The 25,555-nt window shown below is 63.3% G+C and carries 20 protein-coding genes; 11 read left to right on the forward strand and 9 right to left on the reverse strand.

Translation table 11 applies throughout. From position 1 onward, the window contains the following. Positions 1–306: 306 nt before the first annotated feature. Positions 307–1,626, forward strand: coding sequence for a DUF8728 domain-containing protein (locus AC5E6W_RS12775; RefSeq protein WP_491752692.1), 1,320 nt, complete (start codon positions 307–309; stop codon positions 1,624–1,626). Positions 1,627–1,657: 31 nt separating this feature from the next. Here the strand turns inward: AC5E6W_RS12775 and carA are convergent, their stop codons facing one another. Next, positions 1,658–2,794: a glutamine-hydrolyzing carbamoyl-phosphate synthase small subunit gene (gene carA, locus AC5E6W_RS12780; protein ID WP_491752693.1), complete on the reverse strand. Its 1,137-nt coding sequence runs from the start codon at positions 2,792–2,794 to the stop codon at positions 1,658–1,660. On the opposite strand from carA, the gene AC5E6W_RS12785 reads away from it, so the two are divergent. Further along, entirely contained in the window at positions 2,793–3,227 is a 435-nt protein-coding gene (locus AC5E6W_RS12785; protein ID WP_491752694.1) for a hypothetical protein, read from the forward strand. The genes carA and AC5E6W_RS12785 overlap by 2 nt on opposite strands. Positions 3,228–3,388: 161 nt before the next feature. After that, complete coding sequence (locus tag AC5E6W_RS12790; protein ID WP_491752695.1) at positions 3,389–4,327, forward strand: alpha/beta hydrolase; 939 nt, start codon at positions 3,389–3,391, stop codon at positions 4,325–4,327. A 378-nt stretch (positions 4,328–4,705) separates the two neighbouring features. Here AC5E6W_RS12790 and AC5E6W_RS12795 read toward each other — a convergent pair whose 3' ends face one another. The 3 genes from AC5E6W_RS12795 to AC5E6W_RS12805 form a co-directional block, all read right to left on the reverse strand. Further along, complete coding sequence (locus tag AC5E6W_RS12795; protein WP_491752696.1) at positions 4,706–6,022, reverse strand: DUF1501 domain-containing protein; 1,317 nt, start codon at positions 6,020–6,022, stop codon at positions 4,706–4,708. 132 nt (positions 6,023–6,154) lie between these two features. Further along, positions 6,155–8,470: a DUF1800 domain-containing protein gene (locus AC5E6W_RS12800; RefSeq protein ID WP_491752697.1), complete on the reverse strand. Its 2,316-nt coding sequence runs from the start codon at positions 8,468–8,470 to the stop codon at positions 6,155–6,157. A gap of 179 nt (positions 8,471–8,649) precedes the next feature. Beyond that, entirely contained in the window at positions 8,650–10,869 is a 2,220-nt protein-coding gene (locus tag AC5E6W_RS12805) for an alpha-ketoacid dehydrogenase subunit alpha/beta (protein ID WP_491752698.1), read from the reverse strand. Positions 10,870–11,181: 312 nt separating this feature from the next. Between AC5E6W_RS12805 and AC5E6W_RS12810 the strand changes: the two genes are divergently transcribed. Continuing rightward, a complete protein-coding gene (locus AC5E6W_RS12810; protein WP_491752699.1) occupies positions 11,182–12,867 on the forward strand; it encodes a S8 family peptidase in 1,686 nt (561 codons plus the stop codon). A gap of 7 nt (positions 12,868–12,874) precedes the next feature. Here the strand turns inward: AC5E6W_RS12810 and AC5E6W_RS12815 are convergent, their stop codons facing one another. Beyond that, positions 12,875–13,282 (reverse strand): hypothetical protein, encoded by a 408-nt coding sequence (locus AC5E6W_RS12815; protein WP_491752700.1) that lies wholly within the window; start codon positions 13,280–13,282, stop codon positions 12,875–12,877. A gap of 78 nt (positions 13,283–13,360) precedes the next feature. Here AC5E6W_RS12815 and AC5E6W_RS12820 point away from each other — a divergent pair, with 78 nt between their 5' ends. Together AC5E6W_RS12820 and AC5E6W_RS12825 are read left to right on the forward strand one after the other, a co-directional pair. Beyond that, the gene (locus AC5E6W_RS12820) at positions 13,361–14,374 is read left to right on the forward strand and encodes a mechanosensitive ion channel family protein (protein ID WP_491752701.1); all 1,014 of its coding nucleotides are present in this window, start codon (positions 13,361–13,363) and stop codon (positions 14,372–14,374) included. A gap of 29 nt (positions 14,375–14,403) precedes the next feature. After that, a complete protein-coding gene (locus AC5E6W_RS12825) occupies positions 14,404–14,952 on the forward strand; it encodes a hypothetical protein (protein ID WP_491752702.1) in 549 nt (182 codons plus the stop codon). Here the strand turns inward: AC5E6W_RS12825 and AC5E6W_RS12830 are convergent. From AC5E6W_RS12830 to AC5E6W_RS12845, 4 genes are all read right to left on the reverse strand, one after another. Then, on the reverse strand, positions 14,949–17,039 hold the full coding sequence (locus tag AC5E6W_RS12830) for a thioredoxin domain-containing protein (protein WP_491752703.1): 2,091 nt from the start codon (positions 17,037–17,039) through the stop codon (positions 14,949–14,951). The genes AC5E6W_RS12825 and AC5E6W_RS12830 overlap by 4 nt on opposite strands. Before the next feature lie 123 nt (positions 17,040–17,162). After that, complete coding sequence (locus AC5E6W_RS12835; RefSeq protein WP_491752704.1) at positions 17,163–17,573, reverse strand: PIN domain-containing protein; 411 nt, start codon at positions 17,571–17,573, stop codon at positions 17,163–17,165. After that, entirely contained in the window at positions 17,564–17,848 is a 285-nt protein-coding gene (locus tag AC5E6W_RS12840; protein ID WP_491752705.1) for a hypothetical protein, read from the reverse strand. The genes AC5E6W_RS12835 and AC5E6W_RS12840 overlap by 10 nt, the downstream gene beginning before the upstream one ends. Positions 17,849–17,876: 28 nt before the next feature. Next, positions 17,877–19,973, reverse strand: coding sequence for a TolC family protein (locus tag AC5E6W_RS12845; RefSeq protein ID WP_491752706.1), 2,097 nt, complete (start codon positions 19,971–19,973; stop codon positions 17,877–17,879). Between the two features lie 201 nt (positions 19,974–20,174). Between AC5E6W_RS12845 and truA the strand changes: the two genes are divergently transcribed. From truA to AC5E6W_RS12870, 5 genes are all read left to right on the forward strand, one after another. Further along, positions 20,175–21,074 carry a tRNA pseudouridine(38-40) synthase TruA gene (gene truA, locus AC5E6W_RS12850; RefSeq protein WP_491752707.1) on the forward strand — a complete coding sequence of 300 codons (900 nt, stop codon included), beginning with the start codon at positions 20,175–20,177 and terminating at the stop codon, positions 21,072–21,074. Next, entirely contained in the window at positions 21,071–22,360 is a 1,290-nt protein-coding gene (locus AC5E6W_RS12855; protein ID WP_491752708.1) for a M20/M25/M40 family metallo-hydrolase, read from the forward strand. The genes truA and AC5E6W_RS12855 overlap by 4 nt, the downstream gene beginning before the upstream one ends. A gap of 29 nt (positions 22,361–22,389) precedes the next feature. Beyond that, the gene (gene pruA / locus AC5E6W_RS12860; protein ID WP_491752709.1) at positions 22,390–23,994 is read left to right on the forward strand and encodes an L-glutamate gamma-semialdehyde dehydrogenase; all 1,605 of its coding nucleotides are present in this window, start codon (positions 22,390–22,392) and stop codon (positions 23,992–23,994) included. A gap of 280 nt (positions 23,995–24,274) precedes the next feature. Beyond that, positions 24,275–24,748 carry a carboxymuconolactone decarboxylase family protein gene (locus AC5E6W_RS12865; protein ID WP_491752710.1) on the forward strand — a complete coding sequence of 158 codons (474 nt, stop codon included), beginning with the start codon at positions 24,275–24,277 and terminating at the stop codon, positions 24,746–24,748. Further along, positions 24,748–25,245 carry an RrF2 family transcriptional regulator gene (locus AC5E6W_RS12870; protein WP_491752711.1) on the forward strand — a complete coding sequence of 166 codons (498 nt, stop codon included), beginning with the start codon at positions 24,748–24,750 and terminating at the stop codon, positions 25,243–25,245. The genes AC5E6W_RS12865 and AC5E6W_RS12870 overlap by 1 nt, the downstream gene beginning before the upstream one ends. The last annotated feature ends 310 nt before the right edge of the window (positions 25,246–25,555 follow it).

Raw genomic sequence — 25,555 nt, forward strand, 5'->3', positions numbered from 1 at the left:
CAGAAGCGAACAACACGTTCTCCCGTCACGAACCCTGGACCTATGATGGCATCCGATTCGCGTGACTTTCAACACAGGGTTTTCCAGTCCAACCGCCTTTGGTTCGTCTCCGCTGCGTACACCGCGCTGCTCATCGCCGTTTGCCTGCAACGAAATCATCAGTTCTTCCACGATGACGCCTACATCACCCTGCGCTACGCGCGTCACCTGCTGGATGGCCTTGGATTGACATGGAACCGGCGTGGGCCGCGCGTCGAGGGCTTCACGAGCCCACTCCACCTCATCCTCGTCGCGGCCTGCGGAGCCGTGGGCATACCCCTGCGATGGGCCGCTTGCATTGTGAATTTTTCGAGTCATGCTGCCCTCGCGGCATTTCTCTATTCCTACCTGCGCCGTCGAACCGGCCTCATCGGCGCGCAGCTTGGCTTGCTTCTCATCGGCGCTTCCTGGATGTTCCTCGTGTGGGACATCGGCGGACTTGATTCGGTGCTCTACGCCGCCCTCGGGACCGCTGGTGTCTTACAAGGCTGCGATGCCTTCGAGCCGCAACTTTCGCCGGGGAACCGGAACGTCGCAGCGGCCGCGCTTCTGCTATCCCTGGCAACACTGGCACGCCCGGAAGGGATTCTCCTGATCGCGGGATACGGCGGTCTGCTTCTTGTGCTTCCGAACGCTTCGAGGAAGCCGAAAGTACATCTGCTTGGGATCTTCGTGGGCATCGTAACGCTCGTGCTGGTTCCAACTGAGATCTTCCGCTGGTCGTATTTCCACGCAGCCGTCCCCAACACCATGTACGCGAAACTGGGTGGAATCAGCCACCTTGTCCTGCTGCGCTTCGGCATCCGTTATGCGGTGCACTTCCTTGTCACGCCGCCTTTTATCGGCCCCATAGCGATCGCTGCAGCATGTCTTTCCGTGAAGCGAAAGACCTTCAGCCCGAGGGATACCGCCATCTGGGTCCTCACCGGTTGTAATGCCCTGTTCATCCTGGTTTCAGGCGGGGATCACATGGTCGCCTTTCGTTTCTGCCTTCTGATCTACTCGCTGCTCGCAACGCTGCTGATTCTGCATGCCAAGGAGCTGGGGTTCTTCGCTACGTCAAACGGTGTTCTTGCGAGCTTCGCCGTCATGATTGCAGCGCTCACCCTTCAGGTGGTGCCTCCCGTCCTGAATCCCCGCACCGTCGACCCAGCCGCCGGCGTGGGCCAGCTCGTGGGAAGGTATATCGCGACGCATTGGCCCGCCGGCTCTTATGTCGCGCTGAACACGGCCGGCTCGACCCCATACCACTCGGACAGCATGGAATACATCGACATGTTGGGTTTGAACGATGCCGAGATCGCCAGGAGAAAAAACATCCCGACCTCGGGTCCATGGACACGGCTCATAGGACACCTCAAAGGCGACGGTGCTTCAGTACTGGCTCGCAAACCGGACTACATCATCCTCGGCCCGGCCGAAGGAACGACCCCAGAGATACGAACGCCCGTCTTCTTCTTCGGTGATGACGAGATCAGTCGATCCGCATCGTTCCAACAAGACTACGAACTTTGCCAGGTCCCCCTGAGCGCCGACCGGGACTTCACCTACTATCGCCGCAAACAAGCCACTCAGTCGTGCCGTTGACTGCGGCTCGACCAAGCTGACCCGCTCGCGACTACTTCTTCCAATCCTCCATCGCCTGCCGGAACTGCTTGAACAGGTAGTGCGAGTCGTGCGGTCCGGGCGATGCTTCGGGGTGGTACTGCACACTGAACATCGGGTCGGTCTTGTGCTTCAGGCCGGCGAGCGTCTGGTCGTTCAGGTTGATGTGCGTCTGCTCCACGTCATCAGGCAGGCTCGCGGGATCCACGTTAAAGTTGTGGTTCTGCGCGGTAATCTCCACCTTGCCCGTCTCCAGGTTCTTGATCGGGTGGTTGCCGCCGTGATGTCCGAACTTCAGCTTGTACGTCTTGCCGCCCAGCGCCAGGCCGAAGATCTGGTGGCCCAGACAGATGCCAAAGATCGGCGTCTTACCCTGCAGCTCCTGGACATTCTTCACCGCGTAGTCCAGCGGCTCGGGGTCCCCCGGGCCGTTCGAGAAGAACACGCCATCGGGATTCATTGCGAGCACCTCGCTCGCCGGCGTCTTCGCCGGGACCACCGTCACCGTGCAGTTCTCGCGCGCCAGCATGCGCAAAATGTTCTGCTTGATGCCGAAGTCGTACGCCACCACGTGCAGTTTGTCCTTCGCCGCCGCATCGTTCACCGGCAGGAACGCGTCGCCGGTCTCGTTCTTCGGCTCTTCCGAATCCCACGTGTAGCTTTGCTTGGTTGAGACCACGCTGGCGAGGTCCGTCCCGCTCATGATGTGCAGCGCACGAGCTTTCGCGACGAGCGCAGCCGGATCCGCCACGTTGGTCGAGAGGCAGCCCCGCAGGCAGCCATTGGCGCGCAAGTGCCGCACCACCGCACGGGTGTCGATCTCCGAGATCACAGGAACGCCGGTGCGCTCCAGGTATTCGTCAACCACCTCGGTCGACCGCCAGTTCGAGCTGACCGGGGAGAACTCACGCACCACCAGGCCTTCAATGTACGGACGCACGGACTCCGCGTCCGACGGCGACGTGCCATAGTTCCCGATGTGCGGATTGGTAAGTACGACGATCTGACCTGCATACGAGGGATCGGTAAAGATCTCCTGATAGCCAGTCAGCGATGTGTTGAAGACCACCTCTCCGACGCGTTCCACGGGTGCACCGTGGGCCTTACCGCGGAATAGGCGTCCGTCTTCGAGGGCAAGGATAGCCTGCATGGGCTTTCCCCTTTCGGGCGGATTCAATCGATTCTACCAACCCAGAAGCGAGAATGCCGGAGCGACCCCAGATTCCGCGAATTTGTTTGCCGACCGGGTTCCAGGGCACACGTCCACAACGCCGCCAGACGCACGAAAGCCCGGCGCGCGGCCGGGCTTCCTGTGCTACGTGGTGTGCCGCAGCCTAAGACCAGCGGCAATGACGGTGGTGGTGGCTGACCCAGCAATGCTTGTGACGATGTTCCTGCGCCTGCGCCGGCGAGAATGCGCCAGCCAGCATGATCAGTGCAGCGATCGAAAGGACGATACGCTTCATGGTTCTTCTCCTGTTGCGACCCGCAGCCAAAAAGCTGCGCCCGCGTCTCTGAAAACTTTTAGCAACCTTGAGAACCCAACCGGAAAACCGGCTGGTATCTCCGAAGCTGTTGAGTAAGAGGGGAAACCAGCGCAAGAGGTTTGCCGCATCAATACGAATTTTGTGGGAAACGGAGAATTGCAGGCACTCCCCAGCAACACCGTGTGACAAGCATGCAACCAGCCTCTGCCTGCGAGCATCGGAGCGACCGCGCATGAGATGCTAAAGAAGCAACGAGCATGCCCAGCCGAACCTCCCAGCGCAACGCCAGCAGCAGGCAGAAGACGAGTATCCCAGCCCCCGCACCCCAAAGGCCGAAGCAGGTCTACGAGATCGTGCATCCTCTGTGGCTCGCGAAGATGTTCCTCGCGATGATTGTTCTGGCGCTCCTCTGCGCTCAGGTGCTCGTCTGCTACGTCTTCTACAAGACCCAGTGGCAGTACGTCCTCAAGCCTTCACGGGAACTCGCACTGACACCCTCGAGCCAGGGGCTGAGCTTCACTCCGGTCCGCTTCGGGGTCGACACGACCGGCGAACCGCAGCTCGACGGCTGGTGGATTCCTTCCACCACCAGCTCCGCCAACGTCGCGCTCATGCTGCACTCCGGCAATGGCTCCATGGGCGACGCCAATCCCTCGGCAAAGGCTCTCCACGACGCCGGCCTCAACGTCCTGCTCTTCGACTATCGCGGCTATGGGCACAGCGGCGGACGTCATCCCACCCAGCAGCTGATGCAGACCGATGCCGAGTCCGCGCTCAACTACCTCACTTCGACCCGAGGCATCGCACCGAAGCAGATCGTCGTCTTTGGCACCGGTGTCGGCGCAGCCATCGCGACGCAACTCTGCCACGACCACAGCGAACTGCCAGCGCTGGTTCTCTGGGACGCCGATGGAGACATGCGCAATCATGTGGAGCAGGATCGCCGCGTCCGCATCGTCCCCATCGGCCTGCTGTTCAACCAGGACTTCCCTCTCGCCGCACCCCTCGCAGGGCTCAGCACCCCAAAGCTCCTGCTCACCACCAACGCCAGCCATGCGCCTGCAGCCTTCGCGAACGCGCATGACCCCAAGACGACGGTGGAACTCAACGCCGGCGACGATGCTGCCCTGCAGACCGAGCTGCGACGCTTCATAGATCAGTACTTGGCCACCACCATCCCCACACTAGGCCGTTAGATCCCGCCTAGCCCTTCAGCTAAGACGCTGTTCTGCTATTCAGCTGTTCTGCTCCTCTGCTGCCCTTAAGAGGCATAGTGCCCCCGATGTTCCGGGGGCACTAAGAAAGGGTGGGGAGGGTTATGCGGATAGGGGAAGCCGGTTGCCGATGGAAGTGCTGGTCCGGCTATCTGGTTATGCCGCGCTCATCGCGCCGCACATGGGATATGACGGTCATACTTGGGAAAAGTTGTGTGGACAATGCCCCGATGAGGGAACCATATGTGCCACTGTGGAACGTTGCCCGAATCCGTCACATCGAATGTGATTCTTTTGTAAGCGCACGAATGCGAGCCGTATGTGCCGACCGTCACACTCGCTGAAAATATTCTGCGTCGCTTAGACGAAGTTGAGGAAGCTCGACGGATTCACCTTCGACCCCGGGAAGACCCGCTCCATGTCGCGTGAGCCCAGGCTGCGATACGCCGCCTCGCCCAGCACGTTGCGGAAGTCCGTCGTTACGGTGAGATCGCGGCCATCGTTGAGCTGCTCGTTGGAAAGCCCTGGCCACTTGCCGTAGACCTTGCCGCCCTTCACCTGCCCGCCAAGCACGAACATCACATTCGCGTGACCATGGTCCGTGCCACCAGTGCCGTTCTGCCTCGCCGTGCGCCCGAACTCGCTCATCGTCACCAGCGTGATGTTCTCGGCCTCGTCGCCCATATCCTGCCAGAACGCAGCAATCGACTTGGAGAACTCCGTAAGCCGGTTCGCCAGCTGCCCCGTCGTCGCACCCTGGTTCTGGTGCGTGTCCCATCCGCCGATATCTGCGAACGCAGCTTCAACGCCAAGGTTCGCCTTCATCAACTGCGCAATCTGCTTCAGGCTGTTGCCGAAGGGCTGGTTGGGATACGTCACCCCGGCCGCGGGCGTGTAGTGCGCGGGATCGGCAGACTTCAGCATCTTCACAGCCTCGAACGTCTCCTGCCCCGTGCCGTGCAGCATCGCATCCGTGCTCTGGTCGTACATCGCCTGGAACGCGTTCGAGATCGGCGAAGTCTGCGGTCCACGCCCGCCGACTGAGAAATCCTGCAGGTTCGCCACAGCAATCGCCGGCACCTTACCCTTCAGCGTGCGCGGTACTTCAGTCCCCAACGCTACGGCGCGGAAAGCCGAAGCATTCGGCTCCGACACATCAATCAGAGCGCGATTCAGCCAGCCATCCTGCGTGATCTTCACGCCCGGCGTGCCCGACTCCATGTAGTCCTGCGCGTCGAAGTGAGAACGCGAAGGATCCGGCGACCCCGCGGCATGAACAATCGCCAGGTGTCCCTGGTCGTACAGCGGCTTCAGCGGAGCCATCGAGGGATGCAGGCCAAAGAAGCCGTTCAGGTCGAGGACATCCTTCTGCTGGATCGCAATGCTCGGACGCATGGCGTAGTAATTTTTCTCGGCGTAAGGCACAACCACGTTCAAACCGTCGCAAGCGCCGCGCTGGAAGATCACCACCAGCTTCTTCTTCGACGCCGAAGCACGACCCATCTCGGCATAAATCGATCGCGTAAGAAACGCCGGAACCACGGAGGTTCCAACCAGCGCCAGCGCGCCGTTCCGCAGGAACCCGCGGCGCGTGACTCCGTTACGCATGGCCAGGTCGCGGCCGTTCATATCGCAGCCCCAGTCGCTAGAGTCGGTGAAGAGTGTCTTGTGGGACATGGTATGTACTCCTTGAGCCCGTTCTGCTCTCTAGCCGGGCGCACGAAGCGCCGCTGCTGTTGATGTTAACGCCGGGGGCCGAAGGAAGTTGCCGTTCCCACGGCGATGGTGGCGCATTGGTCACCCCTGCGCCTACCGCCTCTGGAACTCCGGAGAGCCCAGCAGCAACCCTGCCATGGTGTCCAGCGGAGTCACCGGGGCACTCGCCACCGCCTCAAATCCGCCTCCGCCACGACCGGCGCGCGTCGCCTTAGCCCGCACCAGCATCACCCCTTGCGCCTCTTGCTGTGTCGGCTGCATGACTTGCCCCGCACCGTCCTCGCCGGCGATCTCAGCCGTCTGCGGAGCAGGCCGCGCCCGGAAGCCGCGCTCTGCCTCCTGCGGAACGGTGGGATTGGCAAACTGCGCCAGCACGGTCGCGCGCGTCTTCTCCGCCGCCGGACCGTCGAGCAGCAACCCCTCGAGCTGTTTCTCCGTCTCCGCTGTCGGGCTCATTGCCATATTCGAGTCTCCCGGAGCCCCCAGCAGCCCCGGCCAATCCGTCCTCACTCCCGGCAACCGTCCGGCCGCCAGTACCAGCGAGAAATTCATCCGCGCAATCAGCGCATTGCTGGAGACCCACTCGTCCGACTTCCACGAATAGCCATTCGGCGTCTGCATTCCGTAGACCGGCATGCCCAGCCGATCCATCGCCTGCACCAGCGGCAGCGGATTCAGCACATGAGCATCGCTCGCGCGCAACGCCGAGACCATGAACTCGATCGGCGTCTTCACCTTCGCGCGATACACCGCAGGAGAGAAGAACTCAGGCGAGTGGAACATCGTCGACAGCACGGCTGAGATGTTCCCATCGGTCTTCAGCCACATCGCCGTCATGCGATCCACCAGCGCCGGCGAAGGATCGTCGCTGACGAAGCGCACTGCCAGCTTCTGCGAGATGAAGTGCGCCGTCGCCGGGCTCGTCGCCAGGAGGTGCAGCACCTCCAAACCCTCTTTCAAGCCGTCATCCTTGATCTCATGCCCCAGCACCACCTTGGTGCCCGGTTCGTGGCGATTGGGGTCATACAGAAACTCCCCCGGAGCGCTATGAACCTGCTGCAACGCGCCGCGTCGCATGCCGCCCATCGGCTGGGCCAGCCCTCCCTGGTACGGCCGGTCGATCGTCCATCCCGTGAAGCACTTCGCAACCTCAATGACATCCTTCTGCGTGTATCCTCCACCGACTCCCAGTGTGTGCAGCTCCATCAGTTCGCGGCCATAGTTTTCGTTGATGCCCTTCGGCAACTTCTGCGCCGCGCCATTCGGACGTCGCTCCTGCAGCTCCTTCACCCGGTCCGCCGCGAGCGAATGATCCCCGATGCTCTCCCAGTTGTCGAGATACATCAGCATCGCCGGACTCGCCGCAGTCGCCACCAGCAGGTCCTCAAACCGCCCCAGCGAGCGCGGCAAAACCGTCTCCCGCTCATACGTCGCCAGCATGTAGGGCTCAAGCTGATTCTTCCGCGCGTACACGCTGAAGTGGTTCAGCCAGAAGTCCGCCATCACGGCCTGCAACTGGCGGTTGGAGTCGATGTCGCGCAGCAGCCTCGTCTCCATCGCCTCCGCGCCAACCACGCGTGCCGGCCCCTGCATCGCCAGCACCACCTCGGTCTGCGCAGGCGTCATGCCCTGGGTCAGCAGGGCCCGCTGCGCAGGCTTCAATCCCTCGCGAAACGCCACCGACTCCTCGCCCGACATCGCCAGCAGCCGGCCATAACGCTCGTCCGCTGGAAGCGCCAGCACCTCCCGCGCGTCTGCCGGATCCATCGCCGCAATCGCCTCGGAGTGCTTCAAGGCCTTGCCCTTTTTCACTGAAGTCTCTGGGCTCGCTCCAACAACCGACGGCATCATGGCCTCATCCGCCATGTCAGCCACCTTGTCGGCCGGGACTGCCTTTGCCTCTTGCTGGCCGGCCGCGCCCTGCTTCTTCTGCTGCGCCTCGTAGCTCGCCAGGGCATCCGCATAGATGGCATGTTCCACTGGGTCGCTGGGCAGCGGCATCCCACGGGACGCCATCTGCTTCAGCACCTGCGGCGGCGGAAAGCGCCGCATCAGCTCTGAGTTCTTCATCTGCGAGGCGGGATACATCGCAAGCTCGGCCTGCAACGCCGAATCGTCGATCCGTTCAGGATGAAGCTGCTCATCGAACCAGCGATCCAACCCCACACGCTCGACGGCGGCAACATCCCCAGGGCGTGGCCCGAAGGTCAGCCGGTTGAGTGCCTGCAGCACACGCTCATGTTCGTTTAGCTTTGCGGAGCGAACCACTGGCGCCACCGACGTCGTCGCCATGGGCTCACTACCCTCAGCAAAAGCCGGCGGAACGACCATCAGCGTGCAGAGCGCAGCCGTTACCGCCGCGTTGGCAGCGCTGGAGATCAGGGGAAACAGGGTGCGGACAGGACGCATGCGAACGTCTCTCCTTCGCGGCCCTGCCCGCAGCATCGCCGCGCAATCAACAGGGACTGGCCTGTAATACCCCGAACTGGCTCCCGGGTCGCGCGAATGCTCACGAATTCCTCTGGAATCCAAGTGTGTTCACAGGATCAACGTAGGTGTATCCACCTCGCAACGATGCTTCGAGCGAGCTAGAACGCCGCCAGCTCTGCCATAGCCTCGAAGATTCGCCCCGCCTGCGGCAGGATCACGTCCTCGAGGATCGGCTGGTAGGCCACGAAGCTATCCATCCCCGCAACTCGCTTCACCGGGGCGTCGAGATCATGGAACAGCTCCTCGCCGATTCGTGCTGCGATCTCGGCCCCATAGCCCCAGCTCTGCATGTCCTCATGCGCAATCAGCACCTTGTTCGTCTTGCGAACGGACTCGGCGATCGCCTCCCAGTCGTACGGACTCAGCGAGCGCAGGTCGATTACCTCGACATCCACGCCCTTCTCGACCTCCATCCGCCGCGCCGCTTCGAGCGCACGCGGAACTACCGCGCCATACGTGACCACGGTCAAGTCCTTGCCCGTGCGAGCTATCTTCGCCTTGCCAAACGGCACCGTATAGTCCGGTCCCGGATAGGCTTCGCGCCCATAGACAGCGCGGTACAGATTCTTGTGCTCGAAGAAGATCACCGGGTCGTCGCAACGGATCGCCGTCCGCAGCAGGCCCATGGCATCCCGCGCGTCCGATGGCATCACCACCCGCACACCCGGCGTGTGCGTGAAGAGGCTCTCGCCCGACTGCGAGTGATAGATCGACCCGCCCGTGAGATATCCGCCCATCGGCACCCGCATCACCAGCGGGCACGAGAACGTGCCGTTCGAGCGCCACCGCATCACGCTCAACTCGTTGCGCATCTGGTGCATAGCTGGCCAGATGTAATCGAAGAATTGAATCTCTACGACCGGCTTCATGCCGCGCACGGCCATGCCAATCGCCCGGCCCACGATGTTGGCCTCCGCTAACGGCGAGTTGAACACCCGGTCATTGCCGAACTCATACTGCAGGCCGGAAGTCACGCCGAAGACGCCCCCCTTGCCCTTCACCACACCCGCCCGCAGAGCGCCGTCGCGCGTCGCATCCGCCACATCCTCACCGAACACCACAATCCGCTCGTCGCGGCGCATTTCATCGCGCAGGCAGGCGTTGATTAGGTCAAGCATGGTGCGCTCTTCCCCGCTGTTTTGCGGCTCCGCGGCAAAGCGCATATCCGTGGGCTTCAGGTCTTCCGAATACTGGTGCTTCAGGATCGACGGCACCTGCGCGGGCTGGGCCGCCATGGCCCGGTCGCTCGCCCCCTGTACCTCGTCATCCACGCTCTTGTGCAGCTCGTCCAGGCCGCGCTGGTCGAGAATTCCCTTCTCCAGCAGCCAAACCTGCATCTTCGCGATTGGATCGCGCAGCGCATCTGCGGAAATCTCTTCTTCACTGCGGTACTTGCGCTCGTCATCGGAGAGCGAATGCGAGTACGGCCGCACCACATGCCCATGCACCAGCGCCGGCCCCTTGCCGGAGCGGCAGTACGCCACCGCCTCCACCATCGCCTCGTAGCTCGCGATGGGATCGGTGCCGTCGACTTCGGCAAAGTGGAAGTTCGGGAAGTTCGCCACCAGCTTCGAGATGCTTCCGCCCGGGGTGTTCGCCTCCACCGGCGTCGAGATGGCGTAGCCATTGTCCTCAATGACGTACAGCACGGGAAGCTTGTTATTCGAAGCCGTATTCAGCGATTCCCAGAACTCACCCTGCGACGTCGACCCCTCGCCGAGAGAGACATACGTCACCTCGTCGGGATGGAACGTAACATCCTTGAACTGGCGATAATCAAAAACTGCGGCATCCGGCTTCTTCGCCGCCTTCGGATGGTGCGAGAAGTAGCGGCCAGCCTCTGCGCAGCCAATCGCATGCAGGCACTGCGTCGCCGTCGAGCTGGACGGCGAAACAATATGTAGCTCCGGTGAGGTCCAGTGCGAGGGCATCTGCCGGCCGCCCGACTGCTTATCCTCCGCGGCGCCCACGGCCTGCAATAGCTGCTCTTCTGCCGTCTGGCCAAGCGCCAGGCAGATCGCCCGATCGCGATAGTACGGAAAGAACCAGTCGTAACCCGGCTTCAGAGCCAGGCCGGCCGCGACCAGCAGGGCCTCATGCCCCGCGCAGGAGATCTGGAAGAAGATCTTTTGCTGCCGCTTTAGCAGGATCTCGCGATCGTCGATGCGCCGCGAAAGATACATCAGCCGGTAGAACCGGACCAGCTGCCCCGCGCTCAGGCCGCCCGCAAAGGGCTTGTTATCCGTAAGGTCAGAAAGGTCCGCAAGGTCAGCGGGTGCGTCCGCGGACTGCACAGGGGTCGACGTCGCACGCGCCACAGCCAAATCTCCTCCCGGCAGAATTCTTTCGTTGCCGTAACAGATTTTACTCGTTGGATGCCCTCCACGGCGACGCGGCGATCCACAGTCGCGGAGACAGACGCGGGTCGCCCCGGTTCTGCGCCACAGTTTACCCGCGCCGCGCAGAGACGCAGCCCGCCGGAAAATCGTCCACCCTGTCCGGAACTGGCACAGATGGATTCCAAACCGGGCGATTCCTCTCATTTGGGGGTGTCCTTGGTCACACAATACCCCTGAAAAAGCTGTGCTTCTCTCGCGCGTCGCCGATAGGCCCTCACGATGAGGTTCACGATGCGATTCCCCAGGGTCTTCCCTGCGCTCCGCCTTAGCCCCCTCGTGGTGCTTCCGTTTCTGCTCGAAGCTGCGCTGGCCGTCTGCCAGACCGGCTCCGCAATCGCCCCGCTGACGTCGACGCGCTCCTCGATCGTCGCCGAAACCGCCCCCGGGCGGCTGGTGGTGGTCTATCGCAATGGACGCATTCCCGCCAACGCAGACGCGTTGCTCCGGGCAGCCGGTGCACGGCCGATCCGTCATCTCAGCTCGCTGGGCATTTCGTCTGTCGCAACCTCCGCGACCGAAGAATCCTCAGTCCGCGCAGCCCTCGCGGCCCGGCCGGAGGTCGCCACGGTACTCCAGGACCGGGTAGTTCGCGGTCACGGAATGATCCTCGGGGCGTCCCTACAGGACAGCGCCACACTACAGCCCGAGTCCTCGAATCGTGCCGCCGCCCATTCGGCCATCATCTCCAACCCCACCCCGTCGCCCATCTCCACCACGCGCCTCACGCCTCGTCTCTTCACGTCCATCGGGGACAAGCCTCCAACGGCTCCCAGCGCGCCCTTCGATACCTACTATGCCTCGCCACAGGGCTGGGCGATTCAGCAGTCCGGCGGCTATGGCAGCAACGTTCCCGGCGGCCCTGTCTCCGGCCCATGGAATACCTCCTTTGGAGCCGGCGCGCGTATCGCCATACTCGACAGCGGAGTGGACGCCAGCCACCCCGACATCGCTCCGAACCTCGTCTACCAGCGCTCGTTCGTCGATCAGACCGCAAGCGGCGAACCCAGCCCCTGCGACGACGGCTCGCCCCAGGACCAGTCCGGCCACGGTACATGGGTAGCATCGCTGGCAACAGGCGCGCTCGGTTCCGGTACAGGCGACGTCATCGGCGTCTCACCGCAGGCCTCTCTGCTCAACATCAAGGTGCTGGAGCGACTCCCCGCAGGCACCGGGGCAACTACACTCGCACAGTGCGAAGCCGGCCAGCCCGGCGGCCTCCTCAGCTGGGTGCTCGCCGGCATCAACGACGCAGTCGAACAGCATGCGACGGTCATCGTGCTCTCTCTCGGCTCGGTCGTCGACCTCAACACCGGCGACGGAGCCGGCTGGAAAGCCCAGTTCGACAGCGTGGCCTACGCCGCCGAACAGGCAGGAGCCGTGGTCGTTGCAGCTGTCGGAAATGACGGCCTCAATCTCGGTGCGGGACGCTACATCGAGCTTCCCGCGCAGGCCCGCGGCGTCTTGCCCGTCGTCGCCGACACCAATCCCGCCTGCGCGGAGAATCTCGCAGCCAACGCGACCTGCGTGGCCGGCCCCATCACGCGCGCCTACTACAGCAATTACGGCGCGGCGGGAGCCATCGCCGCACCCGGCGGAAGCTACCCCGAAGGTCCCGACAGCGGCGTCAGCGGCTTCGTCCGCGGAGCTTGCTCCAGCGGCCTGAGCAACACCACCGACGGCCTGCCCGCGACCAGCGACTCGAGCCTCGGTTGTTTCGGTCTCGGCCACGTGGCCTACGTGCAGGCGATGGGCACCAGCGCCACAGCCCCATTGGTCGCCGGTGCCGTCGCCATCCTGCGAGCCGAACGACCAGGGCTGACCCCGGCGCAGATCATCGCGCTGCTGCAGACCACCGCCAGCACCTCAAGCAGGATGACCGAGCCGCAGCTCAATCTTCCCGCAGCCCTCGCGCGGTGAACCGTACCTAATTCCGCTCGCGTTCCCGAACATCGTGCGCCAGCTTCTCGATCTCTCCCGCCTTCTTGATCACCGTGAGCGAGAGATCGTTCTTGGTCGAGCTGCCGACCTCGGCCCTCAACTCATTCGAAAGCTCCACGAGCTTGTCAGCATCGGCCAGCAGTTTCTTCTGCCGTTCATTGGCGTACGTCCGCGACTGGGTCGCCTGCCGCGCCCTCGCCAGCGGATCGGTGTCATCGAAGGCCGGCATGGCGCTGTTGGAGCCGCCATTGGGAGCGCTTGCACCTCCAGGCGCAGGCGTCTGACTCCCGCTCTGTCCGCCCCCAAAGCTCACACCTGCCGTCAGCAGCAGCGCAGCGCCTAGCAGCCACGCCGCAGTCCACATCCGCCCGCTCACCCCACGTGCGCATTTCATTGCCTCACCTCAATCGGCATTTCCGTCCGAACGGCCAGGCATCGTCCCGCTCGGTATTCTGAATCCTACTGAAACCGAATGATGAACCTGATGAACCCATGGCACAACTTCCTTGCTTCGATCGGCGCCGCCATTCCCACGTCGCATGCCTCCGCGGCAACTGTTCCCAACGAGGAGCATTTCTTCGAAGCCCTCATGAAGGGCTGGCACAACGATCTCATCTCCTTCACAGAGCACGGCGCGCCCAGGCTCATCGTCGCGCTGCTGCTCGGATTCACCGCCCAGCGGATCACCGCATTCTTCGTCCGCCGCTTGCTGAATCGCGCCGATAAACTGGTCGGCAACTCCCAGCGTGCCGCTCAGCTCCGCACCATGGCCGCCATCGTACGCGCGACGGCATACGGTGTCATTGGCTTTTACGTGTTCGTGGAGTTCCTTGGCGCCGTCGGAGTTCCCCTCGGCCCGTTCATCGCCTCCGCCGGCGTCATCGGCCTCGGCATCAGCTTCGGCGCGCAGTCCATCTTCAAGGACGTGCTCACCGGCGTCTTCATTCTCATCGAGGACCAGTACAACGTCGGGGACACCATCAAGATCGCCTCGCTCACCGGCACCGTCGAAGACCTGTCGCTGCGCATCACGCGCCTGCGCGACGGAGACGGCACGCTTTACATCGTTCCCAACTCGCAGATCACCACCGTCTCGAATCTCTCCCGCGACTTCGCCGTGGGCACCCTCAACGTCGGCGTCGACGCGCGCGAGGATCCCGACCGCGTCCTGGCTGTGCTGCGCAACCTGGCCCTCGCCGTGCGCAAGGACGAAGCCTTCAAAGACGTCGTCATCAGCGACCCCGATACCCCCGGCGTCGATAAGATCTCCGGCTACGAGGTCATCTATCCCATCACCGTACGTGTTCAGGTCAACCAGCGCGACGGCGTGCTGCGCGAGCTGCGCCGCCGCGTACTCAAGGCCTTCGCCGAAGAAAACATCTCCTTCGGCTCCTCAAGCTCCATGCTCGTCCTGCAGGGCCGATCGCCTCAAACTGAATTGCCAAGCTCCGCAGCGCAGACCACAGACGCCGTACGGATCCCTTGAATCACACAGTGACTTTGGAGATTCGCCACATGCCAAAATCGACCGTTCCGTCACGACGCGTCTCTGTCTTCTCTCTTCTATTGCTGACTGCATCCTGTACTCTCGCCCAGCAGACCGCATCAATGCCGGTAACGCCGTCCGGTGCATTCCGCTTCTCCGGCAAGTGGAATTGCAAGGGCTCCTTCCGCAATGGAAAGATTCATCAGGCCAGCTTCGAGGCTGCGGTGATTCTCGACGACAAGTGGCTCGAGCTGACCGAACGAGACGTCGTGCCAACCACCGGCTACGTTGCGAAGTACCTCATCGGGTATGACCCACAGCAGAAACGCCTGGTCGAGTTCGATGCCAACAACTTCGGTGCGGCGATGTACACCAGCGAGCAAGGATGGCAGAACGGAGTTCTCACCATGACCTCTGCCATCGCCCAGGATCCGAAGGCTTCCTACGCGATCAATCGCTTCCTCTATACGGTGCGGGACGGCAGCCACTTCGATGTCGACTGGCAGGTAAGCAAGACGGCCGCACCGGATTGGATTCAATCCGACCACCTCAGCTGCGCCCCTGCTGCGGAAGGCTAATTCGCCAACGCTTCGATGACGCCCTCACCCGTGGTCACCGGAGGCAGGCACGAGCTTCCACGACACACCAGCGCCACGCTACCCTGCTCCTGCGCCAAATTCGGCAGCGTCTCCATCAGCGCCGGCGGCAACATCGCGAGCTGATCACGGCGCACCCGGATCACGCTCTTGTTCACCATGAACCGCGCCGTCGCAGCGAGTTCCATATCATCAGCGGCTGCATCATCACCCACAATACAAACCTGCAGCGAGCCCGCAACCGCGCGCCGCAGCGCCAGCCCATAGCTCGCCGCATAGAGCCCAAAGTGCTCCACCATGCCGCCGAAAGCCTCCAGCGTCTCCCGTGCGAGCTTCTCATACTGCGCATCGTCCGCCAGCGCTGCAAGACGCAGCAACACCGTCGCAGCCGTCGAATTGCCCGAAGGAGTCGGGGAATCCTGCAGCGGCTTCCGCTGCGCCGATAGAGCTCCAATCGCACCCGCCTTCGTCTCCGTGTCGAAGAACCCGCCGCCGCCCTCCACATCGTAGAAGCGCGCAATCATCTGGTCCGCGAGTCCCTTGGCAGCGAGGTAATACCGGATCTCCGCCGTCGCCTCCCGGGCATCGAGCGCTGCGTTGGCGAGGAACGCATAGTCCTCCAGGACCGCCGGTATCGGAGTCACTGCCCCGCCTTCGCCATACGCCACAACCCGCGACAGCCCCCGCTCCGGATCCCATGCCTCTTCCAGCACGCGGTCCAGCGACTTCAGCGCAAACGCTACGGGCTCGGCTAGCTGAAGCGTGCGACCAGCGATGAGATACGCCGAGATGCACATCCCGTTCCAACCCGTGTACACGGTCTTGTCGACATACGGCGTCTTGCGCTCGAGCCGCGCCGCATACATCTTCGTGTGCGCAGCCTCGATCAACGCGCGCGTCTCCTCCACACTGCGACCCAGCGTCTTGGCGACAACCTCCACCTCAGCAGGAACATGCAGCACATTCTTCGAGGGATTGTGGTGCATATCTCCCACCACGCGAATGTTGAAGTATGCGGCCGTCACAGCGAACTCCTCCGGCGTCAGCGCAGCCTGCGCCTCATCGCGCGTCCACGTGAAGTAGTCACCATCATCATCGAGCGAATCGTCGGCGTCCTGCGAGGCATAGAAGCCGCCATGCGCACGGTCCGAGAGCCATTCATCCATCCACCGCAGGATGTCCTTCGCCACCCGCGCAAACTCCGGATCGGCCGTGCTGGCAAACGCATGCGCATAGTTCTTCAACAGCTCCGAATTGTCGTACGCCATCTTCTCGAAGTGAGGCACAATCCATCGGTCATCCACCGAGTACCGATGGAAACCACCCGCCAGCTGATCGTAGATTCCCCCGCGCGCCATCTTCTTCAGCGATGTCAGCGCAACCTCGCGAGCCTTCTCGCTCAGCGCTGTCCCACGCGTCGCCTCGTCCAGCAACAGGTCGATCGCTCCCGAGTGGGGAAACTTCGGCTGCGAGCCAAAGCCGCCATTACGCGGATCGTACGAGGTCAGCGCCGCGCCGATCAGCTTCTCGACCAGCGGGTCTCCAGGGTCTTTCGCAAACGCCGAGAAGCTCTCGTTATGCTCAATGGCATTCATCACGCTCGCAGCCGTCTCTTCGACCTCCGTGCGACGCTCCGCGTAGGCTCCCGCCATCGACCGCAGCACTGTCCCGAACCCCGGTCGCCCGTAGCGATTGTCCGGAGGAAAGTACGTGCCGCCGAAGAACGGCTTGCCGTCACCGGTAAGGAACGCCGTCAGCGGCCAGCCACCTTGTCCGCTGATGGCCGACACGGCGCTCTGATAACGCGCATCCACATCCGGCCGCTCATCGCGATCCACCTTCACCGCAACGAACAGCTCGTTGATCATCACCGCCATCTGCGGATCTTCGTAACTCTCGCGGTCCATCACGTGGCACCAGTGGCACCACACCGCGCCGATGTCCAGCAGGACCGGCTTATTCTCGCGCTGCGCGCGCTCAAAGGCTTCCGCGCCCCACTCGTACCAGTTCACCGGCTGATGCCGTGCGGAGCGAAGATAAGCGGACGCGGAGTGGGCCAGTGCGTTCAAAGACTGCTCGTGACTCATACATCGTCAAGTTTACGCATGGCTGCCCTGTGCTTCGCGGAACCCGCAAACAACAAAGCCCGCCGATGCACAAAGCATCGGCGGGCTTCACAATTCTTTCCGTCTCTAGATCGACACGATCTCCAACCTTGGAATCAAGCGAAAGTGCTTGACGTTCAAAGTCGCCACCCGAAACCCCAGCGACAACGCCGTCGCCCCGATCACTAAGTCCTCGAACGGAAGGCCGATACCTTTCGCCGCCTGCTCGCCTTCGATCTGTCCTGCGAGCAAAGCAATCTCCACCGAAAGCGGATATACCGTGATCGACCCCAGGACGCTGGAGAGGAACCGCTTGCGGCGTTCCCTTTCAGAGAGGCTCTCCGCTCGATAAATGCCATGGGTCAACTCGACCACGGTCACGCTGGAAATGCCAAGCTGCAGCTCACCGGCCGCACGGGCGTTCAATGCAACCTCGTCGATCGGCAGACGCCGACGCTCGCATGCGACAAGGATATTGGAGTCGAGAATCAGTCCCACGCGGACCGGTCCGCCGGCTTCCGCTGTCGAATGATCTCTTCCAGGTCGTCGGCAAAGTCGCTGCCCATACGAAAAGCGTCTTCACCGTCCCGGTCACGGATCGCCTTCATACGAGCCAGGGTCGCATCGATCGACGGATCCATCTGTTCTGCTTTGAGGATGACCGCCGGCTTGTCTCCCGAAGAGATCGCAATCTCCTCACCGCCGCGCACTCTTACCAGCAGGCCGGGAAGATCGCGAATAGCTTCTTCTTCCGAGATCGTGGTCGTCGCCATGACAGCGATAATACTCCCGCCTTAGCCGCTAATTCCCCGGAGCCGGTGGTGCCACCGCCGGGATCGGCTTCGGCGCCGCGGGAGCTTCCGGTTTCGTCAGGCCAGGAATCGCCGGCGCCTTCGAGACCGACCCCGTAGCCGCATCCGTAATGGTGATGCCGTAGTCGTCCAGCGTCGAGGCCAGCAACTGCCGCAGCGCCGCGCGGTCCTTGGCATACACCGCCTGGGCCGAGATCAGCGTGTTCTCCGCCAATGCCAGGTTGCGCTGCTGCTGCAGCACCAGCGCCGTCGTCGAAGCGCCCAGGTGATACTTCTTCTGCTCTGCGTCCAGCGACTGCGCGGCATAGTCTCGCGAGGCCTGAGAAGCATTCACCTGCGCGCGGTCGTTGGTCAGCGCGAACTGCCCGTTGATCACGTTCATGCGGATCTGCGTATACAGCTGCTGCAGCCGCATCTCGCTCTGACGAAGCTCCATCTGCGATCGCGCCTGGTCCGCCTGCGCCACACGATTGCGCAGCGGGATGTTGATGTTCACCCCAACGGCATAATTCTGGTTGGTGTTGTTAAACGTGCTGTTCAGCACCGAGCCATAACCACTATTGCTAGGGCAGGCCGAGACCGGGAAGCCATACAGCTGCACCTCCTGCGCGCAGGCCGGGCTCACAGTGCCACCCAGTCCACTACCACCATAGAACCCGAACGCATCGACCACCGGAAGCAGCCCGTTGCGCTCTGCCTTGATGGTGATCTGGTTGTTTTTCATGTTCAGTACGGCCTGCTCAATCTGCGGGTTGTTCGCGTAGGCCAACTTCACCAGGTCGTCAACGGTCTCGTCCTCGACAGGAAGACGCTCCAGGCTCACACGATCGGTCGGAATCACCGGCGCAGCCGACAGTGCAGCGTCATTCAGGTTGCGCGCAATGGCCTGCTTCATCAGCAGCTGCTGGTACTCGAGGTTGGTCTGCGATGCCACCAGCGCCTGCTTGTCGCTCGCCACAGAAGCATCCGAGTTCACCACGTCCAGCGGCGCCAACGTCCCGATCTGCACTTGCCTGCGGTTGTCCGCCGTAAGCTGCGTGGACTGCGCCAGAGCGCGCTCCTTCGCCTGCTCATCCTCATACGCACTCACCAGCGCCCAGTAGATGTTCTCCACCTGGTTCACGGTGTACAGCACCTGCTGCCGGAACGCCGAGTCCGTGATGCGGCGAGTGTTCTTCGCCTGCAGAATGAACCGGCCATTGATGCCCGTGCCGAACCCCTGTAACAGGTGCTGTGTTACCTGCGCCACAAGGCTCGTGTTCAGCTGCGGTGTATACGCGCTGTTCGGGTTGTTGGTGGTCACGCGTGTGTTGTTGAAGCCAACCTGCAGCTGCGTTCCAGTCAGGAAACCCTGGTTGTAGGCGAAGTTGAACGTCCCCGTATTGTTGTAGATCGAAGGCAAGCCGCCGCTGAACAGCGGTGTAGCCTGAGCCTGTTTCTGCGACTGGTACTCGACCGTTCCCGTCAGCGCCGGATCAAGCACCTCCGGCACCGGACCGGCGCCGTTCGTGCTCAGCACCAGGCCGCCATTACCCGTACCCGATCCACCCGCCGCACTTGTAGTTCCTCCCGGCCCGCCGCCGCCGGTGATCGTTGTGCTGGAGCCTCCGATCGTGTTGGCCACCAGACCCGTCGAGACGCCGCGCAGCGACGCTCCGGCCTTGGCCCGCAACAGGTCCGCGTCCGCGATATCCAGGTTGATCCGCGCAATCGCGATGTCGAAGTTGTTCTCCACCGCCAGCGTCACGGCATCGGAGAGACTCAGGTAGATCTTTCCATCGCGCAGCAGATCGTCGAGTCGCGGCGTGTTGGTCAACCTCGGCTCGGGATAGTCGGTCCGCTGATACCAGCTCAACGGGTTGGGGAAGCCGCTGCGGCCCTTGCCGTAATCATGCTCCGTCGGCCGCAGGTAGAGCGGCTGCGTCGGATTCGGCGCGGCCGGGAGCGTCGCACTCACCGGCGCCGCATTCGACGAGACCTGCTGCGCCACCTGTTGGGCCGCCGCCATCTGTATCGCGGCCGGTGTCACCGCACTCCACACCACTAAGGCCACGCAGGCCGCAGCCTGACCATGCTTCCAGTTCACGATCAACTCTCCAACCGGAGCAGCCCATGGAGGAACGCTCGCTGTCCGGCACACTCTGCTACGCGGGCCGCACACGATTGGTTCCATTGGCGCTCAGGACAGCCTCCAGTATAGGTGCCTTCCACGGCAACCGGCGGTGCGTCGGGGCACGGGAAATTCGGGCGATGGCGTCCGATCCGGCCGCTCCCGTATCGTGGAGAGGTGCCGCATTTCAAGCTCACCCTGAGCTACGACGGAACGCCGTACCACGGCTGGCAGGTGCAACCCGGCCTGCCGACCGTACAGGGCTGCCTGTCGGACGCCGTCGCCGAGGTCACCGGCGAGCGTCTGCTTCCGCAAGGCTCCGGCCGTACCGACGCCGGCGTCCACGCGCTGGGCCAGGTCGCGTCGCTGAGCCTGCGCGCCAACATCCCCGCCACCAACCTGCACCGCGCCCTCAATCGCATCCTTCCCGCCAGCATCCGCATCCTGCAAACCGAGCTGGTCGACGAGTCCTTCCACGCCCGCCACAGCGCCCGCGGAAAGATCTACGAGTACCACCTCTTCGAGCGCCGCAAGGCCGGCAGCCCCCTGGTCAATGGCCGCCTCCTCGAGCGCATCTGCTCCCCCTTCGTTGCTCCCTACGTGTGGGACTGCCGCTGGTCCCTCGACCTCGCAGCCATGCGCCACGCTTCGCAACCACTCCTCGGCGCCCTGGACTTCTCCAGCTTCGCCGCCGGCGATCTCGACAAGTCCCAGCGCAGCGCGGACGAAGCCTCTGACGCAGCAGACTCCGATCCCGACGACGCCGGCCCCAATCCCGTCAAGACGATCCACTCCGTCTCCTGGACCCGCACCGAAGATCTCCTCACCTTTCGCATCCACGGCTCCGGCTTCCTCCACCACATGGTCCGCAACATCGTCGGCACGCTGGTCGAGATCGGCCGCGGCTCGATGGACGCCTCCGCAATGCCCTCGATCCTCTCCGCGCGTGACCGCAGCGCCGCCGGTCCCACCGCCCCGGCCAGCGGCCTCTTCCTCGCTGAGGTCCTCTATCCGGAGACCGCCCCGTCACCCCTGCCCGAGAAACTAGTCGCCGGGCCTGTGGAGGCCCTTCGATGACCGCCCCGCTCCCCAGCGCGCCCCGCCGCATCGCCGCTCTGGCCGAGCTTCGCGCCGTCCATCGAGCCTTCCAGTGGCTGCACCTCAACGAGTTCCAGCTCCGCCGCTGGCAGCTCGAGTTCCTCGCCATCCCCGCGCCTCCATTTGGCGAGGGCTCGCGCGCGGCCTGGTTCCTCGATCGCTTCCGCGCCCTCGGCCTCGAGAATGTCCATCTCGACGGAGCCGGCAACGCCCTCGGCGAGCTATACGCAGCGGACGCTCGCTCCGACGACCCCGTCATGCTGCTCTCCGCGCACCTCGACACCGTCTTCCCCGAAGGCACTGACTGCACACCCCGCGAGGACGGCGACCGCATCCTCGGCCCCGGCTCCTGCGACAACGGTGCAGGCCTCGCCGGCCTGCTGGCCCTCACTGCCGCAATGAAATCCGCCGCCATCGAGCCCGCCTGCACCATCCTCTTCGCCGCCAACGTGGGCGAGGAAGGCGAAGGTGACCTCCGCGGCATGCGCCACCTCTTCAGCTCACAGTCCGCTTACTTCCAGCGCATCGGCGCCGCGCTCGCACTCGAAGGCAGCGGCACCGGATCCGCCGTGAACCGTGCTCTGGGGAGCCGCCGTCTGCGCGTCACGGTCGCCGGCCCCGGCGGCCATTCCTGGGCCGACGCCGGCCGCCCCAACCCTATCCTCGCCCTCGCAGAAGCTCTCGTAAAACTCGGCGAGCTCCGCCTGCCCCAGCGCCCGCGCACCACCCTGAACGTTGGCACCATTCGCGGAGGCACCTCCGTCAACTCCATTCCCGAGCTCGCCACCGCCGACCTCGATCTCCGCTCCATCGCCCCCATGGAGCTCGATCGCGCCGAGCTTTCCATCCTTCGTGTACTCAGCACTGCCGTCGACCGCTACAACCAACAGCACGCCGCGGCTCGCCAGCCTGGCGCGACCACGCCGGACCTCCGCCTCACCCTGCACGCCGAGCGCATCGGCGACCGTCCCGCAGCCATGCTCATGCCCGCCTCGCCCATCGCACAGTCTCTCAGCGCCGTCGACCGCCATCTCGGCATCGTCACGGAGTTGCGCATCGGCTCCACCGACGCGAACCTTCCCCTCTCGCTCGGCGTTCCTGCGCTCGCCATTGGCGCCGGAGGCTTCGGCGCCGGCGTGCACACCCTCGCCGAGTCCTACGACCCCACAGGCCGCGAACTGGCCCTCCGCCGCGTTCTGCTGCTTACGCTCGACGCCGCCCAGATCGCCGCGGCGCCCGGTGCACAGGACGCCGCCGCCGACTAACACCCACAAGTTCGTACAATGAAAGAGCCATGAAACTCGAAGACCTCACGCCCTTCCGCAACGAGCCCTTTACCGACTTCACCACCGCCGAAACAAAGCGCGCGATGCAGGAAGCCCTGGGCGTCGCCCGCTCCGCGCTCGGCCAGAGCTACGACCTCCTCATCGGCGGCTGCCCCGTGCGAACGGCAAAGACCTTCCACTCCGTCAATCCCGCCCGCCCCGCCGAAATCGTCGGCATCCACTTCGAGGCCAGCTGCGAAGACGCCCAGGCCGCCATCGACGCCGCCCAGATTGCCTTCGCCACCTGGAAGCACACCACCGTCGCCGACCGCGCAGGCCTGCTCCTCAAGGCCGCCGCCCTCATCCGAAAGCGCCACCTCGACTTCTGCGCCTGGCTCACACTAGAAGTCGGCAAAAACTTCGCCGAGGCCGATGCCGACGTCGGCGAGTGCATCGACTTCCTCGAGTTCTACGCCCGCGAGGCCCTCAAGCTCGACGCCACCAACACGCCCATCCAGCTCCCCGGCGAGCGCAACCTCCTGCGCTACGTCCCTCTCGGCGTCGGAGCGGTCATCCCGCCCTGGAACTTCCCCTTCGCCATCATGGCCGGCATGACCTGCGCCGCCATCGTCTCCGGCAACACCGTCGTGCTGAAGCCCTCGCCAGACGCCCCCACCATCGCCGCCCGCTTCCTCGAGTTGATGATCGAAGCCGGCCTGCCCGATGGCGTCATCAACCTCGTGCAGGGCGGCCCCGAAGTCGGCCGCGCCATCACCGAGAACGCCGCCATCCGCTTCATCGCCTTCACCGGCTCCAAGAAGGTCGGCCTCGAGATCCACGCCAACGCCGCAAAGACGCTTCCCGGTCAGCGCTTCATCCGCCGCACCATCCTCGAGCTCGGCGGCAAGGACGCCATCATCGTCGAGGCCGATGCCGACATCGACTCGGCCGTCGAGGGCGTCGCTGCCTCGGCCTTCGGATTCAGCGGCCAGAAGTGCTCCGCCTGCTCCCGCGTCATTGTCGAAGACTCCATCTACGACGTCTTCTGCGACCGCCTCGCCGAGCGCGTCTCCAACTTCGTCATCGGCGATCCCGCCGAAAATGCCTACATCGGTCCGGTCATCAATGAAGTCGCGAAGAAGCGCGTCCTCGACTACATCGAGATCGGCAAGACCGAAGGGCGCATCATCGCCGGTGGCAATGGCGTTGACAAGGAAGGTGGCTACTACCTCGAGCCCACCATCATCGCCGACGTCCAACCCACCTCCCGCCTCGCGCAGGAAGAAGTCTTCGGCCCCCTGCTCGCCGTCATCCGCTCCAAAGGCTTCGACGACGCGCTCGCCATCGCCAACAACACCGAGTACGGCCTCACCGGTGCCCTCTACACCAGCTCCCGCGAGAAGCTGACCCGTGCCCGTGAGGAGTTCCACGTTGGCAACCTGTACTTCAACCGCAAGTGCACCGGCGCCATGGTCGGAGCCCATCCCTTCGGAGGCTTCAACCTCTCCGGAACCGACTCCAAAGCCGGCGGCCCGGACTACCTCCTCCTCTTCACCCAAGGCAAATCTATCGCCGAAAAACTAGGCGTAGTTTCCGGCCACGATGAGGAACAGGAACAGCGCATGGGCCTCTAGGCTGTCTCTACCGATAGATTGAGCGCAGCTGTTCGACTTTGAAAATTTTGTCATCCTGAGCGCAGCCTCCTCGCGGTTTCATCGCGAGAGGCGCAGTCGAAAGACCTGCTTTCTGCTGGCACTGGCACCAATTCCCTCCATCTTCCGCCATGAGCTCAGTCTTTCAAACCCCAAGGGCAGCGAGCAATCGCTGCCCTTCACTTTTTCCCGCATCTCCGGCAATCGCACCTCATCTCAATTAAGGATAATTACTGTCCTCAATACGAAAGGAGACATCGCCATGCGCATCGAATACGCCAAACAGTCCGAAACCCTCTTCCGCAAGTTCCTCGAAACCAGCCTTGCCGTAAAGAAGTCTTCCATCGAGCCTTCCCTGCTCCACCTCGTGGACATTCGCGCCTCCCAGCTCAACGGCTGCGCGTTCTGCGTGGACATGCACTCGAAGGAAGCCAAGATCGGTGGCGAGCGCGAGCTCCGCCTCTATCACGTCGCCGTATGGCATGACAGCCCGCTCTTCACTCCCCGTGAGCGCGCCGCCTTCGAGTGGACCGAGACCCTCACCAAGCTCCCTCCCCATGGCGTCTCCGACGAGATCTTCAACCGCGTCCGCGAGCACTTCAGCGAGAAGGAGCTTTCCGACCTCACCTTTGCGATCATGATCATCAACGGCTGGAACCGCGCGAGCATCGCCTTCCAGGCCGTACCCGGATCGCAGGACGAGGCGTACGGGCTCACCAAGGCGAACCTGAGCTGATGCAACTACGCAATCATGTCGAGTGGGCGCTCCACTGCTGCGCAATCCTCGCCGGATTGCCCGAGGGGCGTCATCTCCCCACCAAAGACCTGGCTGAGTTCCACGGCATTCCCAAGGAGTATCTCTCCAAGGCGCTCCAGGCGCTCTCGCAGTCCGGTATCGTCGAGGGAACCCTTGGCCCCACCGGCGGCTACAGCCTTGCACGGACAGCACGTTCCATCACCTTCCTCGACATCGTCGAGGCGGTCGAGGGCAAAGGACCGGCCTTCGTCTGTACGGAGATTCGGCAGAACAACCCCTGCAAACCCGCGAAGTCGAAGCCGCACGGCCCCTGCCAGATCGCGCGTGTGATGTGGGACGCCGAAGAGGCCTGGAAAGCGAAGCTTCGCAGCGTAACGATCGCAGACCTGCTGGAGCAGCTAGATCACGACCTGCCCAAGCAGCAGCTCACCCAGATAGCAACCTGGATCGGAAACCGGTCCGGACACCGCTCGTAGCTCCGAGCACACATCCCAATCGTTGGGTGGAATCGTCGGGTGGCCCATCCTTTCACGGCTCCATCGTGAAAAGGGTGGGGTATCGTTTGCGGTAGTAAACGACCCTGCGGCTGCACATCGCTGCCGATCGCAAACCTGTCAAGCCCAGGCCAACCCTGCACCTCCACCAAATACGCATGCCTATTGCCGATCTCGCATGCACTCGCTTGCCGAATCCCCAGCCAAAACCGGCTACCCTGAAGACACGGGCATCCACGTTCACACATGCAGACGGCGCTCACGCGGCACCTCGCATTTCGAGGTACCCCGC

The organism is Bryocella sp., from assembly GCF_058498515.1.